We start from the raw sequence: 15,187 nt of genomic DNA on the forward strand, positions 1-15,187 counted from the left end.
TTAAATATCAATTTCGTTGTGTAACTTTGGCAATAATCATACTAAATTCAAATAAAATAATTAATGGTAATGTTAATAATAAATTTAATGTTAAGTCTGGTGGCGCAACGATACTTGCAGCGACAAAACATCCAAAGTAAATATACTTACGATATGTTTTGAGTTCCTTAACATCTATTAAATCTAATTTAGCTAAGCCCAAAAATAATGTAGGTAATTGGAATAAAACGCCAAATATTAATAACCATCTTATCAATTCATGTAAATACGCTTTAAATCCTATAACAGGTTGAATGCTTAAAATTGTTGAAAGGGTTAATGAAAAATTAATAATCAGTGGGAATCCAATGAAAAATGCAAATGCCACTCCAATCACAAATAATATGGCACACCAAATACTATATTTATAAATAAATCGACGTTCGTGTGGGTGTAAACCAGGAGTGATAAATGCCCATAAATGATAAAAAATAAAAGGCATAATCAAACATAGCGCCACAAAGAAAATAATCATTACATATATTTGAATCATTTCAGTGAATGAAAACGCATGAAGTGTTACATGTGCACGTTTAATATAATGAATAAATGGTTTCATCCACCAATGAGATGAAATATAAACGATTATTGTTGAGATGATAAAAGCAATAAACACTCTGACGATTCGTATTCTTAATTCATCAAAGTGTTCTAATAATGTCGAATTATTTTGATTGCTCTCGTTGTTGTTTTGACTCTTTACTGGGAGTATCGTGAACATCATCTGAATCTAAATGTTCAGCAGCTGATTTAAATTCTTTTAATGTGCTACCAATAGCTCTACCAAATTGTGGTAATTTTTTAGGTCCAAAAATAATCAAAGCGATAATACTTATTATAACTAGACTCGTTGGTCCAGTTATGCCTAATACAAATAGATCTTGAAACATATGACAAAAACCTCACTCTAATTTATACTTATATCATCTATACTTTATACTCATTGATAAATATTATCAATAGTAATTTAAGACGTTCACAAATTAATTGAAAATAATTGTTTGAAAATAACGCTCCAAGGAATAAAAATTTATTTTCTAACTAGAATGGTTAGATAAGAAGAGGGGACATGATATGGCTGAGCATGTTGTGAAAATAAATAAAAATGAGGTAACTGAATTAAAACGTATAGCAGAAATTACATTTTATGAAACCTTTAAAGATGTGTATTCGCAAGAAAATTTCCAAAAATTCTTCGATGAAGCATATAATGAAGATTTATTATTATCGGAATTAGATAATTCTAATTCTTTTCATTATTTCTATAAAATCGATAATGACATAGTCGGATATTTAAAGTTAAATATAAATGGTGCTCAAACTGAGCCTAAGGGTAATGAGTATTTAGAAATTCAACGTATCTATTTTCACAAAGCATATCAAGGTGGAGGAAGAGGCCATACGTTTATAAAATTAGCCCTTGATAAAGCGCGTGAACATCATAAATCTAAAATTTGGTTAGGTGTATGGGAATATAATGATAAAGCCCTCGCATTCTATAAACGTCATGGTTTTGTAGTTACGGGAGAACACGATTTTGTGAATGGTGATGTTGTAGATACAGACCTTATTATGGAAAGAAATATTTAAAATTGATTAGGTATAAAAAGTTAGATAACTATTAAAACCGTTAAGATTCGTAAATTAGAATCTTAACGGTTTTTATTAATGGTTGTCATTTAAAATGTTACGCATAAGTTGAGTTAATTGTTTTAATGACTGGTTATTTTCATTTATTAATGGGTGGTGAGTAATTTCCGGTATCGTATGATTGATTAAGTTGTTAAGTAATAAATCTTCATCTGTATACCACACTTCAGATAAACTTTGCATTACATCTTCATACACACCACGTTCATCCTCATAAGCTTCATGATTAGGTGTAAATAGGCAAACTTTTTTTCCAATTGTTAAAGCATCAAAAATAATCGAAGAATAATCTGTTAAAACTACATCGGCAATCAATAGTAAATCCTGGGTTTCAATATTGCTAGGTGCTTCGATAACATCGTTAGGCACTTCAGATGTACTTTCAACATGGCCTTTATATATGACATGATATTCTTCTAATAGATCAGGTGTGATTGTCAATGTAATTTCTAATCTATTAGATGCATGCCATGTAGGCGCATAAAGCAATACTGGTTTTTTACGATCAATCCCAAGTTTGTCTTTAATCTTTTTATGATGAATTTGGTCATTTAGATTATGTAACAAATGACTTATTCTTGGATAGCCATATGAAATAAATTGAGTATTTTGATTTGGAAAAGCTGTTTCGAATAATCCTCTTGTATTAGCAGTATCTAATAAGAGGTAATCTTGCTGTAACCATTTATTATACTTACGCGCTTTGTAATTATAAATATTTTTATTTTGATCAGGCTCTTGACTATCCATAAATAATTTTTTAATAGGGGTTCCATGCCATAATTGGATAACTGTCCCATTTGGTTTATATTCATCAGGAATATAGCTTTCAATTACAACGATCTTAGCACTTTCGATTAGTTCCTTATTTCCTTCCGCTTCAGGAGGTACAAAGTAAGGCCCACGACGATCATTAGTTATAAAATATGCTTCTGTAGTAGGATTACGTTTAACAAAATAATTAAATAAATATTTTGAATTTCCTCTGTAACTATAATCAAAGCCTAAAAAAACAATATGATTTTTTACTTGAGATTTATCTTTTTGATAAATATAGCTTAAATTGCGATGATTTTTAAGAGCACGTTGATGCATTTTATTGTACATCCACTTTGGTAATTTAAATTTAGTGGTAACTAGCCAACTGTCAGCAAAACGCATTTCTTCTTCTTTACCAGGATATTTAAACTTATTAAATGGAGTGGAGTAGCCGTGTATATAAGCTAATTTATTTAAGTCAAAATGATTAATCCATTTTACTTCATATGTATCTAATGATTTCCAAAATAGTTTACTTGTTCTTAGTTCATTGCCAAAATCAAAAACGACATGACCATCAATATCTACTTCACTTTTCAAAGCGGTAATGACTGCTAAATCCATAATAGAATGAATCTCATATTTAGCTAAGTGCATCAATGTGGCATCGATATTATAAATAAAATTGGGATAATGGTTAATATTTTTCATCCAAGTTAAAAAAGTGAGTTTTTCGTCACCAAAATATCTACAGTCATTTACATACAAACCTTCAACAGTATAATCCACTGCAATAGAGTTATCAGATAAAGCAACGGCTTCAAGCATATCTTGATTGATTTTAATATCGTTAGAATACGGAATAAAATGTGAAAAACCTGCCGATTTCGCTTTATTAAGTTGTAGCTCAAGATGTGCCATATTAGAAATATTTATTTGTTTAATCATCATACATTATCCTTTTGCTCGTAAATTTCATATATATATTTTACCACGTGCATTAAAAAAAATCATAGTTGCAAAGATATTCAAAAAAGATTGGTTGTTATGAATTAATAGTTAAATCTTTGAGAAATTTTATATTTCAATTTTTTGTTAAAAAAATCACAAATTTTTAATTAAAAATGCTCCAAAGTATTGTCAATTAAAAGAAAAGGTGTTATATTCATCTTGTGAAAAAGTTCACAATATAAAATTGTGAAATCTAGCATGATTAACTTGTCGACAAAATATTAATTATGTAGCGAACTGTATGAGGTGGAAACAAACAAAATGGAGGTCAGACCTCTTTCAGTTCAACGATCTAGATAATTCATTAAAAAATAAGGAAAGAAGAGTCAAAATTATGTTAGTTCAAACATTTAACCCCTTCGATAACTTAGTGTTATCCAGCTTAATTGCAGCTATTCCTATTATCTTATTCTTATTATGTTTAACAGTCTTTAAAATGAAAGGTATTTATGCTGCTATTACTACTTTAGTAGTGACATTGCTTATTGCTGTACCATTCTTCAAATTGCCAGTAGGTATTGCTTCTGGAGCAGTTGTAGAAGGTTTCTATCAAGGTATTATTCCAATTGGCTACATTGTTATGATGGCCGTTCTATTATACAAAATCACTCAAGAATCAGGACAATTTAACACAATTCAAGATAGTATCACTAGCATTTCACAAGACCAACGTATCCAACTTTTACTTATTGGTTTTGCATTTAATGCTTTCTTAGAAGGCGCAGCAGGATTTGGTGTACCAATTGCGATCTGTGCATTATTATTATCTCAATTAGGATTTAGACCATTACAAGCAGCCATGCTTTGTCTTGTTGCAAATGCAGCTTCTGGAGCTTTTGGTGCTATAGGTATTCCGGTTGGCGTAGTGGATACTTTACATTTACCAGGTAGTGTACATGCGATGGGTGTTTCTCAAACATCTACACTCACTTTAGCCATCATTAACTTCTTTATTCCATTCTTATTAATTTTTATCATTGATGGACTTAAAGGAATTAAAGAAACATTACCAGCCATCTTAGTCGTTTCAATCACATATACTGTTTTACAAGGTTTATTAACTGTATTCAATGGTCCAGAATTAGCTGATATTATCCCACCTTTAGCTACAATGGGAGCTTTAGCTTTATTCTCTAGAAAATTCCAACCCAAAAATATTTATCGTGTACAAAAAGATGTTGAACCTGAACCTGTGAAACCTCATAATGCTAAAGAAATTATGTATGCATGGAGTCCATTTGTAATTTTAACTGTGATTGTAATGGTTTGGAGTGCACCATTCTTCAAAAAATTATTCTTACCAAATGGCGCACTTTCTTCATTAGTGTTCAACTTTAATTTACCAGGCACATTTAGTGATGTTGCACATAAACCAATCATTTTAACATTTAACTTTATTGGCCAAACTGGAACAGCTATTTTATTAACTATAATTATTACAGTATTAATGGCTAAAAAAGTAAGCTTCGGTGATGCAGGTCGTTTATTCGGAGTAACATTCAAAGAATTATGGTTACCAGTTCTTACAATTTGTTTCATCTTAGCTATTTCTAAAATTACAACATATGGTGGCTTAAGTGCTGCGATGGGTCAAGGTATTGCCAAAGCAGGAAATGTCTTCCCAGTATTATCACCTATCTTAGGTTGGATTGGCGTATTTATGACAGGCTCAGTTGTCAATAACAACTCATTATTTGCTCCAATTCAAGCGTCAGTAGCGCAACAAATTGGTACAAGTGGTTCATTACTTGTCGCTTCAAACACAGTTGGTGGGGTAGCTGCTAAATTAATTTCACCACAATCCATTGCGATTGCTACCGCAGCTGTTAAAGAAGTAGGTAAAGAATCAGAATTACTAAAAATGACTTTACGTTACAGTATTGGATTATTAATCTTTATCTGTATTTGGACATTTATCTTATCACTAGTTCTATAAGAATAATAAAAATTGTAATTTGAGCGTTGTTGCTCAAATTACAATTTTTTTATGTCCTTATTTAAATTTTATGAAATAGAAGATATGAATTCCTCATATACTTTATCAGATGAATATTGTTCAACCGTAAGATGTCCTTCTTTTATCATATTGTCAGAATGATTAATATGATTTATCGCAATATCTATATATTTAGCAAGTGAATTAACATCTTGATAATCAGCTAAATATCCATTTACACCAGTAGTGATCAAACTCGAAGGTCCTACAGTATCTTTAAAGCTAATTACTACGTTATCTTGGGCCATTGCTTCTAAGATGACCATGCCAAATCCTTCATTTCGCGAAGGAACCACAGTTATCTTACTTTGTGCTAATTTCTCATTTAAGTGTTGTGTCGCAGGATGAAGTGTAATAATATCGGCAAGTTTATAATTATTAATTAATTGTTGAAGCTTTTCACGTTCCTGTCCATCTCCATATAATTCAACTTTAAAGTGAGCTTGACGGATAGTATTTTGAATACGGTGAATGCTTTCAATTAAAATATCAAAGCCTTTTTCATACTCTAATCTTCCTGCACTGATAATACGATTTTCTTTAGTAATATGAAGTCGTTGTACATTAATAATATTAGGCACAGTATAGATAGGCGTAGTAATACACTGTTGATATTTTTGTTGATCAATTGAAGTTAAAGTTGTAATAGCGTCTAATTGATTATAAGCTTTAATAATTTCATATTGGTACGTTTTTGGATACGCATCCAAATTCATATGTTCCATTCCAACAGTAGTAACATTAGAATTATGATATTGAGCAATTAGAATATTAAAACTCGCTCTCGTGCCAACAAACACGTCTGTATTAACATGCTTAATCGCTTTGATTACCTTGCGCTCTATATAGCTTGAGAATTGATTTAGCCCTGGCTCATATTGTGATAAGTGCGTCGGTTTAAAAAAAGGTGTATATCTATTTAAACGATTCATCACGATTGAACCTATATTTTGAGGTTTTAAACGATAATCGATGAGTGTTTTGACAATAATTTTTTTATCTAATTCAAAGTAAGGGCGGTCTGCGGCTCTAAAGATTGAAATAATTTCTACATGATGCCCTTTATTTGATAATGAGTTAGCAAGTTCAGTTACTGCTTTGACAGTACCACCTAAAGCATAAATATTATGCATTAAAAAAGTAATTGATTTCATAATTACACCTCAAATTGTTTGATTTAAAAAAATTATAGCATGTGTGACTTTATTAGTAGTAGAAGTTAAAAGCTTTAATTCATGCAAGACATTTCATAATAAAAGTAAATTTAGTGTAAATAGAACGCAGTAACTTAAATAATGTAATTATTAGTATAAACACTTTTTTCAACGAGCAATTATGTATATAATTAAGGTAGTTGTTAAAAGTCGATTTACGTTTTTACGTAAAATTAATATTAAAAATTTTTAAGAATAAAAGAAAGCGTTTTAATTTATTAGGCCAAGGTCTTAACCTTACGACTAAAGATGTGATTATAAAAGGGGGACTGTGTTGTTATGAGTTCACAACATAGCAAAACAGATGTCATCTTAATTGGTGGCGGAATTATGAGCGCAACATTAGGTACATTATTAAAAGAGTTATCTCCAGACAAGGAAATTAAAATCTTTGAAAAGTTAGAACAATCAGGAGAAGAGAGTTCGAACGTATGGAATAATGCTGGTACAGGACATTCAGCATTATGCGAATTAAACTATACTAAAGAAGGTAAAGATGGCACTGTCGATATTAATAAAGCAATTAAAATTAATGAACAGTTCCAAGTATCAAAACAGTTTTGGGCCCATTTAGTAAGAACAGGCCAATTACAAAATCCAGGAAACTTTATTCAATCAGTTCCACACATGAGTTTTGTAAAAGGCATTTTCAATGTTCAATTTTTAAAAAGACGTGTAGAAGCACTTAAAAAGAATGTTCTATTTGAAAATATGGATATTACAGAAGATAGAGAGCAAATGAAAGAATGGGTACCATTAATGATTGAAGGTAGAACATCTAACGTACCTATCGCTTTATCTCGAGATGAGACGGGTACAGATGTTAACTTCGGTGCATTGACCAAGAAATTAATTTCTAATTTAAAAGAACGCAATGTAGAAGTGCAATATAAACAAGAAGTTGAGAATATCGAAAAACTAGATAACGGTAACTGGAAAGTCACAGTTAAAGATTTAAAATCTGGTAAATCTCATACGTATGAAACAGAATTTGTCTTTATTGGTGCTGGTGGCGCAAGCTTACCTTTATTACAAAAAACAGGTATCAAACAATCAAAACATATTGGTGGTTTCCCTGTAAGTGGATTATTCTTACGTTGTACAAATCAAGATGTGATTGAGCGTCATCATGCTAAAGTTTACGGTAAAGCAGCTGTAGGTGCGCCACCGATGTCAGTACCTCACTTAGATACTCGATTTGTAAATGGTGAACGTTCATTGTTATTTGGACCATTCGCAGGCTTTTCACCTAAATTCTTAAAAACCGGATCAAATTTAGATTTAATTCGTTCTGTTAAACCTAATAACGTTATTACAATGTTAAGTGCGGGTGTAAAAGAATTTAACTTAACGAAATATTTAGTTTCTCAACTTATGCTATCGCATAAAGAACGTATGGATGACTTACGTATCTTCTTGCCAAATGCTAAAGATGAAGATTGGGAAGTGATCGTAGCGGGTCAACGTGTACAAGTGATTAAAGATACAGAAGATGGTAAGGGTAATTTACAATTCGGTACAGAAGTTATCACATCAGATGATGGCTCACTCGCTGCATTGCTTGGTGCGTCACCAGGTGCATCAACTGCGGTCGACATTATGTTAGATTTACTACAACGTTGCTATGGCACAGAATTCAAAGGTTGGGTTCCGAAAATTAAGGAAATGGTACCATCATTTGGATTGAAACTAACTGAACATGAAGATGTATACAGAGCAGTAAATAAAGAAGTGCAAAAATATTTAAATGTGAAATAATAAAAATAAGCGAATATCTATTAATGAGGATGAACTCATTAAATAGATATTCGCTTATTTTAATGTCTCATTTTATTAAGGCGTTTGTTGATTTCTTTTACATATCTTTTATTTTTCCAGTAACTAAAGCACCAAATAAATATATAAATTATAATGAAATAGAACGTATAAATTAAAATATTCATTAAAGAAGGGGTGAACCACCCGGCTAAAATAGCGATAGGCAAAAGCCCTATATAGCTACAAATAAAATGAAGGAGTGTAGTACGTGTAATGCTCCAATCGGTATGAGTGAAAATAAAACTTGTAAGATAAAACAAAAGTCCAATCATTAGCCATAATAAAATAGCAATAACCATAATAGTAGCTTCACTTAAATGATGATAATAAAGTTTTCCCATTGTTGAGATTGGTGATAAAGGATAGTATTCCCCATTCGCACCAATGTAACTAAATACAATAGAACAAGTTAAACCAATGAATAAAGAGATGCTAGTGAATCTATAAAATTTAGTCATAATGAAAGTCTCTCCTTTATAGATTTTAAATATCTTCTTGAGGAGTAAGTATAGTTTGCATTATCTAAATACATTCGTATAAGACCATTAGGTTCTAATTGTAATTTTTTTATTTTATTAATATTTACTATTTCAGATTTTGAAATTCTAATGAATGATGTAGGTAAGTATGTTTCTAATTCATATAACCGTTCTTTTAATATGAAATTTTGATTATTTTGAATAGCTACTACTTGGTTTTTATGAGTGCGGAAACTAGTGATAGTTTCAACATCTAAAATATAAATCTCATCATTATATTTACCATTCAGTTGTTTAAGTTTATCTAAATCTTCAATGTGCTTTATTATTTGTTGAATATCATTATCTAATTGAGGCCCATGGATAGCAACAAACTTTTCTTTTTCCTCAGGTGAAATAAATAATTTAACTTTCATGCAATTATCTCCTCCTCAATATCATTTAAACATGTTCGTATTTAATATTTAGGAATATTAGATAAGTGGTAGGAATCTTTAAGTGAACGGTTGAAAATTCTATGTTAAATAATGCTATTGTTAACCGTTGGACTTTTAAAGCAAATTAATATTCATGTTTTAATAATTGAACGGTAAAGGTAGTTGTATTGTTTGTTGGACATTCTACGTCAATTGTTCCTTGATGTAATTCAATAATTGCTTTTGTTATAGCTAATCCTAAACCATTACTATTTTGTTGTGTATCCGTTTTATAAAAACGATCGAAGACATGAGATTGCGCTTCTTCAGAAATAGTGCTTCCTTCATTTGTTACTGTAAAAATAATTGTGTCATTTTTACAAGAAAGTGTCACATCAATCGTACTATCAGTTAATGCATATTTAACTGCATTTTGAATTAAGTTGAAAAAGGCTTGATATAATAAGCGACTATTTCCTCGGAAATAAATATCCTCGATTTCCGATAAGAGCATCAGATTTTTATCATCAAGCGCAAACTGTTCATGACGAATAATCTCAGTAATTAAAGCAGTCAAATGGATCTCATCATTGAATTTTAAATGTTTAGCATTATCTAGTTCGGAAAGTAAAAGTAACTCTCTAGTTAAATCGCTTAAACGTGTTACTTCTGAATGAATATCATTAATATACATATTGCGACATTGACCAGTTTTAGCTTGTTGCAACTCACTTAACAAACGTTGTATATGCGTTAAAGGTGTTTTGATTTCATGTGAAACGTTTTGCACGAAATGTTGGCGCATATCATCCACTTGTTTCAAAGATTGACGCATATCCTCGAAGCGATATTGTAGCGTACCGATCTCATCATGACGGGTCTGTTTAATTGGAGTATCAAAGTCACCATTTATCAAACGCTCAGTAGCATTTTTTAAAAGTTTTACCGGACGGATAATTGAATAAGTTGATAGAATAACAAGCGTGATAGAAATGATAAGCAATAATCCTAGAAGTACACTTAAAAAGATGCGGAATTCACTAAAGGTTTGACCAATATCAGGACGCATAAACACAGCGATAGGTTGATGTCGATGCATAAATCTTACACCGACTGTATTATCTGTTTCATTATCGAAGAAGCCTGTGACAAATAATTCATAAGGCTTATTTTTTATGCCGTGAAAGTCATGGCCTTTTAATACTTGATCTATCGAAGCATTGCTTAAGTTATCTTTTCGAAAAGGCTGACCATAAAAAGATTTATGATGATGTTGGTCCACGGTCATAATTTGATAATTCATTTGACCTAAATGTTGAAAGTACGCGTCTAAATTTGAAGAAGCAATATGATCATTATAGGAACGTGCTTCTTTTAACGTGCGCATAATCTTAGCATCATTACTTGGTTTCAAATTGAAATGATAATAGACATTGGTGAAAAGGAAGCTGACTAATGCACTAAATAAAATTACGGTGATAGTATAAATAGCGATTCGACTATAAAGTGTCTTAAACATCATGACTCACCTTGTAACCTTGACCTCGCACCGTTTGGATATGTATATTGGCTTGTAATTTACTCAGACGTTGTCTTAAGCGCTTAATATGAACATCGACTGTTCGCTCATCACCTTCATAATCAAAGCCCCAAATCTTCTCAATTAAAAAATCTCTCGTGAAAATATGTTTAGGCTGACTACACAACAGAAAAAGTAATTGAAATTCTTTTGAAGGTAAATTCATTTTTCGAGTATTTACTTGTATCTCCATATATGTTTCATTTAGCAACATATTACCGATTTGGATCTCACTTTGCGCATTTATTTGATAGCGGCGCAATATAGCCTGAATTCGAAATAATAATTCTTTTACTTCAAATGGTTTGGTTACATAGTCATCAGTGCCACTTATGAAAGCATGTTCCTTATCACTTAACGCGTCTCTCGCAGTCAACATTATTACAGGAATGTCATAGTAATCTTTTAAGGTTTTACAAAGTTTAAAGCCATCTATCCCTGGCATCATAATATCGACAACGGCAATATCTACTTGGTGTTCATTTAAGTATTTCAGTGCTGATTCTCCATTGGAATGGGTAATCGTATGGATATGATTTGCCTCTAAATGAGTAGAAACATAGTGTAATAACTTTAAATCGTCATCTACAATTAAACATTTCACCATCTACGTCTTTCTCCTTCAATGTTTTAGAATCATTATACGAATAACTTAATTAGAAAACAATTCTTCTCATAGTTCACATTCAGTTCATATTCTGAAATTAAGCTTTGTATATAGCGTAGTAGGGAGGAATTACAAATGAACTTAGCATGGAAAGAAATGAAATTTTATAAATTTCGATATACTTTAATCATGTTAATCATATTTTTATTAGGAAGTATGGTGTTATTTATTAGTGGCTTAGCACAGGGCTTGGCCCGTGAAAATATCTCATTTTTAGACAATATGAATGCACGCTATTACATTGCTAAAGATATGAAAGAGGCAAAAATAGAAAGTTCACAGCTAACTTCAAAACAACAAAAACAAATTGAAGAGATTACTCATCAACAGCCAACTACAATGGGGCCACAAACTTTAAAACTACAAAATCAAGACACAGATGTTTTAATTTATTCGACATCATCAAAGTTACGTCCAAAACTTAAAACGGGTTCATATCCACACAACAATAATGAAATTGCTATTAATCAAAAATTAACGGGCGAACGTATTAATGTTGGAGACAAAATAACATTTAAAGGACATCATCAACAGTTTAAAGTGAGTGGTGTAATTGAGGATACGATGTATGCCCATAGTTCGATGATTTTAATGACAAAAGAAGGGTTTGATCAAATCAATCAACAAGTTTCAACATTTTATCCAACAACTAATTTAAATAAGCAACAATTAGATAAAGTCAATTCTCTGAAAGGTGTAAAAGTGAGCACACAATCTACATTAACTGACAATATTGCGAGTTATAAAGCAGAACAATTACCACTTAATCTCATGATTGCTAGTTTATTTATTATTACAGCTATCGTTTTAAGTGCTTTCTTCTATGTAATGACCATTCAGAAGGTTTCTCAAATAGGGATTTTAAAGGCGATAGGCATTAAAACACGACATCTACTGTTAGCACTAGTATTACAAATTATAATGACTACTTTGATTGGTGTATTCTTAGCTATCTTTCTAATTGAAGTGTTACAACTTCTAATGCCAGTCTCTATGCCGTTTTATTTGAATACGACAAACATTGTAGTAATGATTGTGATATTTTTAATCGTTGGACTGATAGGGACGATTCTTTCGTTCTTTAAAATTTTGAAAATAGATCCTATCGAAGCAATTGGAGGTGGAGAATAATGACATTACAACTTGAACATGTATTTAAATCATTTGGCAAAGGTAGTTCACAAACACACGTGTTAAAAGATATTAACTTTACTGTTCAACCTGGTGAATTTGTCATCTTAAATGGGGCTTCTGGTTCAGGTAAGTCTACACTTCTTAATATATTGGGAGGACTGTTGACTGCTACGAAAGGTGACATTCTATATCATAACGAGCCCTTATTTTCTAATAATAAAAAGAAAACGAGGTTACGTCTTAAAGATATTGGATTCATCTTCCAGTCTTCTCATTTGGTGCCATACCTCATAGTGAAAGAACAACTCACGATTGTGGCTAAAGAAGCGGGTGAAACTACTAAAGTAGCTAAACAACGCGCGGAAAACCTACTTAATGAGATAGGTTTAAAACATCGATTAAATGCTTATCCTCATATGCTATCAGGAGGAGAGAAACAACGAGTAGCGATTATGCGTGCGCTCATGAATCAACCTAAATTATTGTTAGCAGATGAACCAACTGCTAGCTTAGATGCTGAGCGTGCGGTAAATGTAGTAGAAATGATTAGAAATCGCGTCAAAAGTAATAACATTATTGGGATAATGATTACACACGATCAACGTTTGTTTGAATATGCAGATCGTATTATTCATCTGGAAGATGGAAAGATAACTTCATAAATATTAAAAGCCCATAGATGCGAACATAGTCATCTATGGGCTTTTGTTATAAAATCATAGGTTCTAAAATATAAATTAAAATATGATTAAAATTGAGATAATACATATAATCGCAAAATAGAATGCTAGCAATAACTTATACTGGTACATTAAAGCTAAAAAATCACGCACTAAAGCAATATCAAAAAAATGATACGGCGTATGACTGCCAATACCATCCATCTTTAAATGAACGGAACGTGCAAAATGTAAGCCTCTTAAAATATGAAATTGGCTTGTGACACAAAGCATTCTAGCTGAGCGTGAAAATTGACTAGCTATGATGTCTTTCGAAAATTCAAAGTTTTCATAAGTACTTGTAGATTTATCCTCCAGAATAATTGCAGAAGCGGGTACGCCACATTCAATTAAATAACGTTGCATGGCTAAAGCCTCTGTTATCGGTTCATCGACGCCTTTACCCCCACTTACTAAAACTTTATAATTTGAAGTTTGACTTTCTAACACACGTAACGCGCGATCTAGTCGATCAGCTAACATTGGCGTTACTTTTTCAGAAAAAATGCCTGCCCCTAAAATCATAATTAAATCATATTGTTTTGTTGTAATCGTACGACCGAATGCAGAAGACCATACCATATAAAACGTGAAGGCATAACAGGCACTAAAAGCAACCATAGCTAACCATAAAAAGAGACCATTTATGATAGGAAAAGGGATTGTGCTAATATAAAACAAAATCGCAATAATTAAGGCACCATGTATGAAATGTTTTATCATTTTGCTCAGAAATTTTACTCCCTTTTTCAAAGTGAACAAATGATTATGTTTGATGAACAAGCCAATGATAGCTAATAGCATTATAATGAGCAAACCAAGGGGTAACGTCATTGTGATTAGGTTAATAATATTAACAAGGAAACACAAAATAATAGTCAATATAAACATGGGTAAATTGAGTAAAAAATGAATATTGAATAACACGCCTAACATAATTAATAAAATGATAAATGAAAGAATAATCGCAACCATAATTAGAACCTCGTATATATTTGTCTATTTAAATGTAATTGAAATCTTTATATTTTAGCAACCATTATTATTGAATTATAGTTTTCAAGCGTAACGATTATTGATATTATTTAACAGAATAAATGGAAATTATTTGAGATTACCAACAAGGAGTTAGGCCATGAGCAGAATTTCAAAAAATCATATCGAATTTATGAAACGTTTTATTGATGATACCAATACGTTAACTGCTAAGTTATTAAAAGACCAGCAAGTAAAATATGGTATTTCGATGGAACAATCTAATGTATTGCGACTATTAAGTCATCATCATGCCTTGACTATAACTGAAATCACGGAAAAACAAGGGGTTAATAAAGCCGCCGTAAGTCGCCGTATTAAAAAACTTATTGATAGCGGATTTGTAAAATTACAAAAGCCTAATGATAAAATCGATCAACGTTTAAAATATGTAGTTCTAAGTGATAAAGGACGTCAATATACAGAAGAAAATAATGAGATTGTGAGTAATATTGTCAATGATATGGTAGAAGATTTATCAAGCCAAGATATTGAAAAAGCATTAAACGTATTGTATGTGATTGATGAACGTTTAAAAAAATATAATGCAAAGATTTAAAAAATCGATAGCGAAGTGTCAAATTTTTTTACAAGTTTGGGCAAAGTAATGATAATACGTAAATAGAAAATTATTAAATATAAAGTATTAAGTGTTCTTACACAAACTATCT

At 31.3% G+C, this 15,187-nt stretch carries 15 protein-coding genes; 6 read left to right on the forward strand and 9 right to left on the reverse strand.

Annotation, left to right across the window (positions count from 1 at the left end):
• Window positions 1–7: 7 nt before the first annotated feature.
• Window positions 8–760, reverse strand: a complete 753-nt coding sequence (gene tatC / locus MT340_RS02860) for a twin-arginine translocase subunit TatC (protein WP_243588713.1) — start codon at window positions 758–760, stop codon at window positions 8–10.
• Complete coding sequence (gene tatA, locus MT340_RS02865; RefSeq protein ID WP_243588714.1) at window positions 705–929, reverse strand: twin-arginine translocase TatA/TatE family subunit; 225 nt, start codon at window positions 927–929, stop codon at window positions 705–707. The genes tatC and tatA overlap by 56 nt, the downstream gene beginning before the upstream one ends.
• 184 nt (window positions 930–1,113) lie before the next feature.
• On the opposite strand from tatA, the gene MT340_RS02870 reads away from it, so the two are divergent.
• Complete coding sequence (locus tag MT340_RS02870; protein WP_243588715.1) at window positions 1,114–1,629, forward strand: GNAT family N-acetyltransferase; 516 nt, start codon at window positions 1,114–1,116, stop codon at window positions 1,627–1,629.
• A 75-nt stretch (window positions 1,630–1,704) separates the two neighbouring features.
• Here MT340_RS02870 and MT340_RS02875 read toward each other — a convergent pair whose 3' ends face one another.
• Window positions 1,705–3,396: a CDP-glycerol glycerophosphotransferase family protein gene (locus MT340_RS02875; protein ID WP_243603565.1), complete on the reverse strand. Its 1,692-nt coding sequence runs from the start codon at window positions 3,394–3,396 to the stop codon at window positions 1,705–1,707.
• A 397-nt stretch (window positions 3,397–3,793) separates the two neighbouring features.
• Between MT340_RS02875 and MT340_RS02880 the strand changes: the two genes are divergently transcribed.
• Window positions 3,794–5,395 (forward strand): L-lactate permease, encoded by a 1,602-nt coding sequence (locus MT340_RS02880; RefSeq protein ID WP_243603566.1) that lies wholly within the window; start codon window positions 3,794–3,796, stop codon window positions 5,393–5,395.
• A 68-nt stretch (window positions 5,396–5,463) separates the two neighbouring features.
• Here the strand turns inward: MT340_RS02880 and MT340_RS02885 are convergent, their stop codons facing one another.
• Window positions 5,464–6,609 (reverse strand): glycosyltransferase family 4 protein, encoded by a 1,146-nt coding sequence (locus tag MT340_RS02885; protein WP_243603567.1) that lies wholly within the window; start codon window positions 6,607–6,609, stop codon window positions 5,464–5,466.
• Between the two features lie 339 nt (window positions 6,610–6,948).
• Here MT340_RS02885 and mqo point away from each other — a divergent pair, with 339 nt between their 5' ends.
• Window positions 6,949–8,427, forward strand: coding sequence for a malate dehydrogenase (quinone) (mqo, locus tag MT340_RS02890; protein WP_243603568.1), 1,479 nt, complete (start codon window positions 6,949–6,951; stop codon window positions 8,425–8,427).
• Between the two features lie 59 nt (window positions 8,428–8,486).
• Here mqo and MT340_RS02895 read toward each other — a convergent pair whose 3' ends face one another.
• The 4 genes from MT340_RS02895 to MT340_RS02910 form a co-directional block, all read right to left on the reverse strand.
• Complete coding sequence (locus MT340_RS02895; protein WP_103297050.1) at window positions 8,487–8,945, reverse strand: DUF3021 domain-containing protein; 459 nt, start codon at window positions 8,943–8,945, stop codon at window positions 8,487–8,489.
• Window positions 8,942–9,382 (reverse strand): LytTR family DNA-binding domain-containing protein, encoded by a 441-nt coding sequence (locus MT340_RS02900; protein ID WP_243588718.1) that lies wholly within the window; start codon window positions 9,380–9,382, stop codon window positions 8,942–8,944. The genes MT340_RS02895 and MT340_RS02900 overlap by 4 nt, the downstream gene beginning before the upstream one ends.
• 145 nt (window positions 9,383–9,527) lie before the next feature.
• A complete protein-coding gene (locus MT340_RS02905; RefSeq protein WP_243588719.1) occupies window positions 9,528–10,901 on the reverse strand; it encodes a sensor histidine kinase in 1,374 nt (457 codons plus the stop codon).
• Window positions 10,894–11,568 carry a response regulator transcription factor gene (locus tag MT340_RS02910; protein ID WP_243603569.1) on the reverse strand — a complete coding sequence of 225 codons (675 nt, stop codon included), beginning with the start codon at window positions 11,566–11,568 and terminating at the stop codon, window positions 10,894–10,896. The genes MT340_RS02905 and MT340_RS02910 overlap by 8 nt, the downstream gene beginning before the upstream one ends.
• Before the next feature lie 135 nt (window positions 11,569–11,703).
• Here MT340_RS02910 and MT340_RS02915 point away from each other — a divergent pair, with 135 nt between their 5' ends.
• Both MT340_RS02915 and MT340_RS02920 read left to right on the forward strand, forming a co-directional pair.
• On the forward strand, window positions 11,704–12,759 hold the full coding sequence (locus tag MT340_RS02915) for an ABC transporter permease (RefSeq protein ID WP_243603570.1): 1,056 nt from the start codon (window positions 11,704–11,706) through the stop codon (window positions 12,757–12,759).
• Entirely contained in the window at window positions 12,759–13,424 is a 666-nt protein-coding gene (locus MT340_RS02920) for an ABC transporter ATP-binding protein (protein ID WP_243588720.1), read from the forward strand. The genes MT340_RS02915 and MT340_RS02920 overlap by 1 nt, the downstream gene beginning before the upstream one ends.
• 75 nt (window positions 13,425–13,499) lie before the next feature.
• Here the strand turns inward: MT340_RS02920 and MT340_RS02925 are convergent, their stop codons facing one another.
• On the reverse strand, window positions 13,500–14,204 hold the full coding sequence (locus tag MT340_RS02925) for a YdcF family protein (protein ID WP_243588721.1): 705 nt from the start codon (window positions 14,202–14,204) through the stop codon (window positions 13,500–13,502).
• Window positions 14,205–14,616: 412 nt separating this feature from the next.
• Between MT340_RS02925 and MT340_RS02930 the strand changes: the two genes are divergently transcribed.
• Complete coding sequence (locus tag MT340_RS02930) at window positions 14,617–15,075, forward strand: MarR family transcriptional regulator TcaR (RefSeq protein ID WP_243588722.1); 459 nt, start codon at window positions 14,617–14,619, stop codon at window positions 15,073–15,075.
• Window positions 15,076–15,187: the final 112 nt, after the last annotated feature.

The sequence above is a fragment of the Staphylococcus sp. NRL 16/872 genome, from assembly GCF_022815905.2.
Lineage (GTDB): Bacteria > Bacillota > Bacilli > Staphylococcales > Staphylococcaceae > Staphylococcus.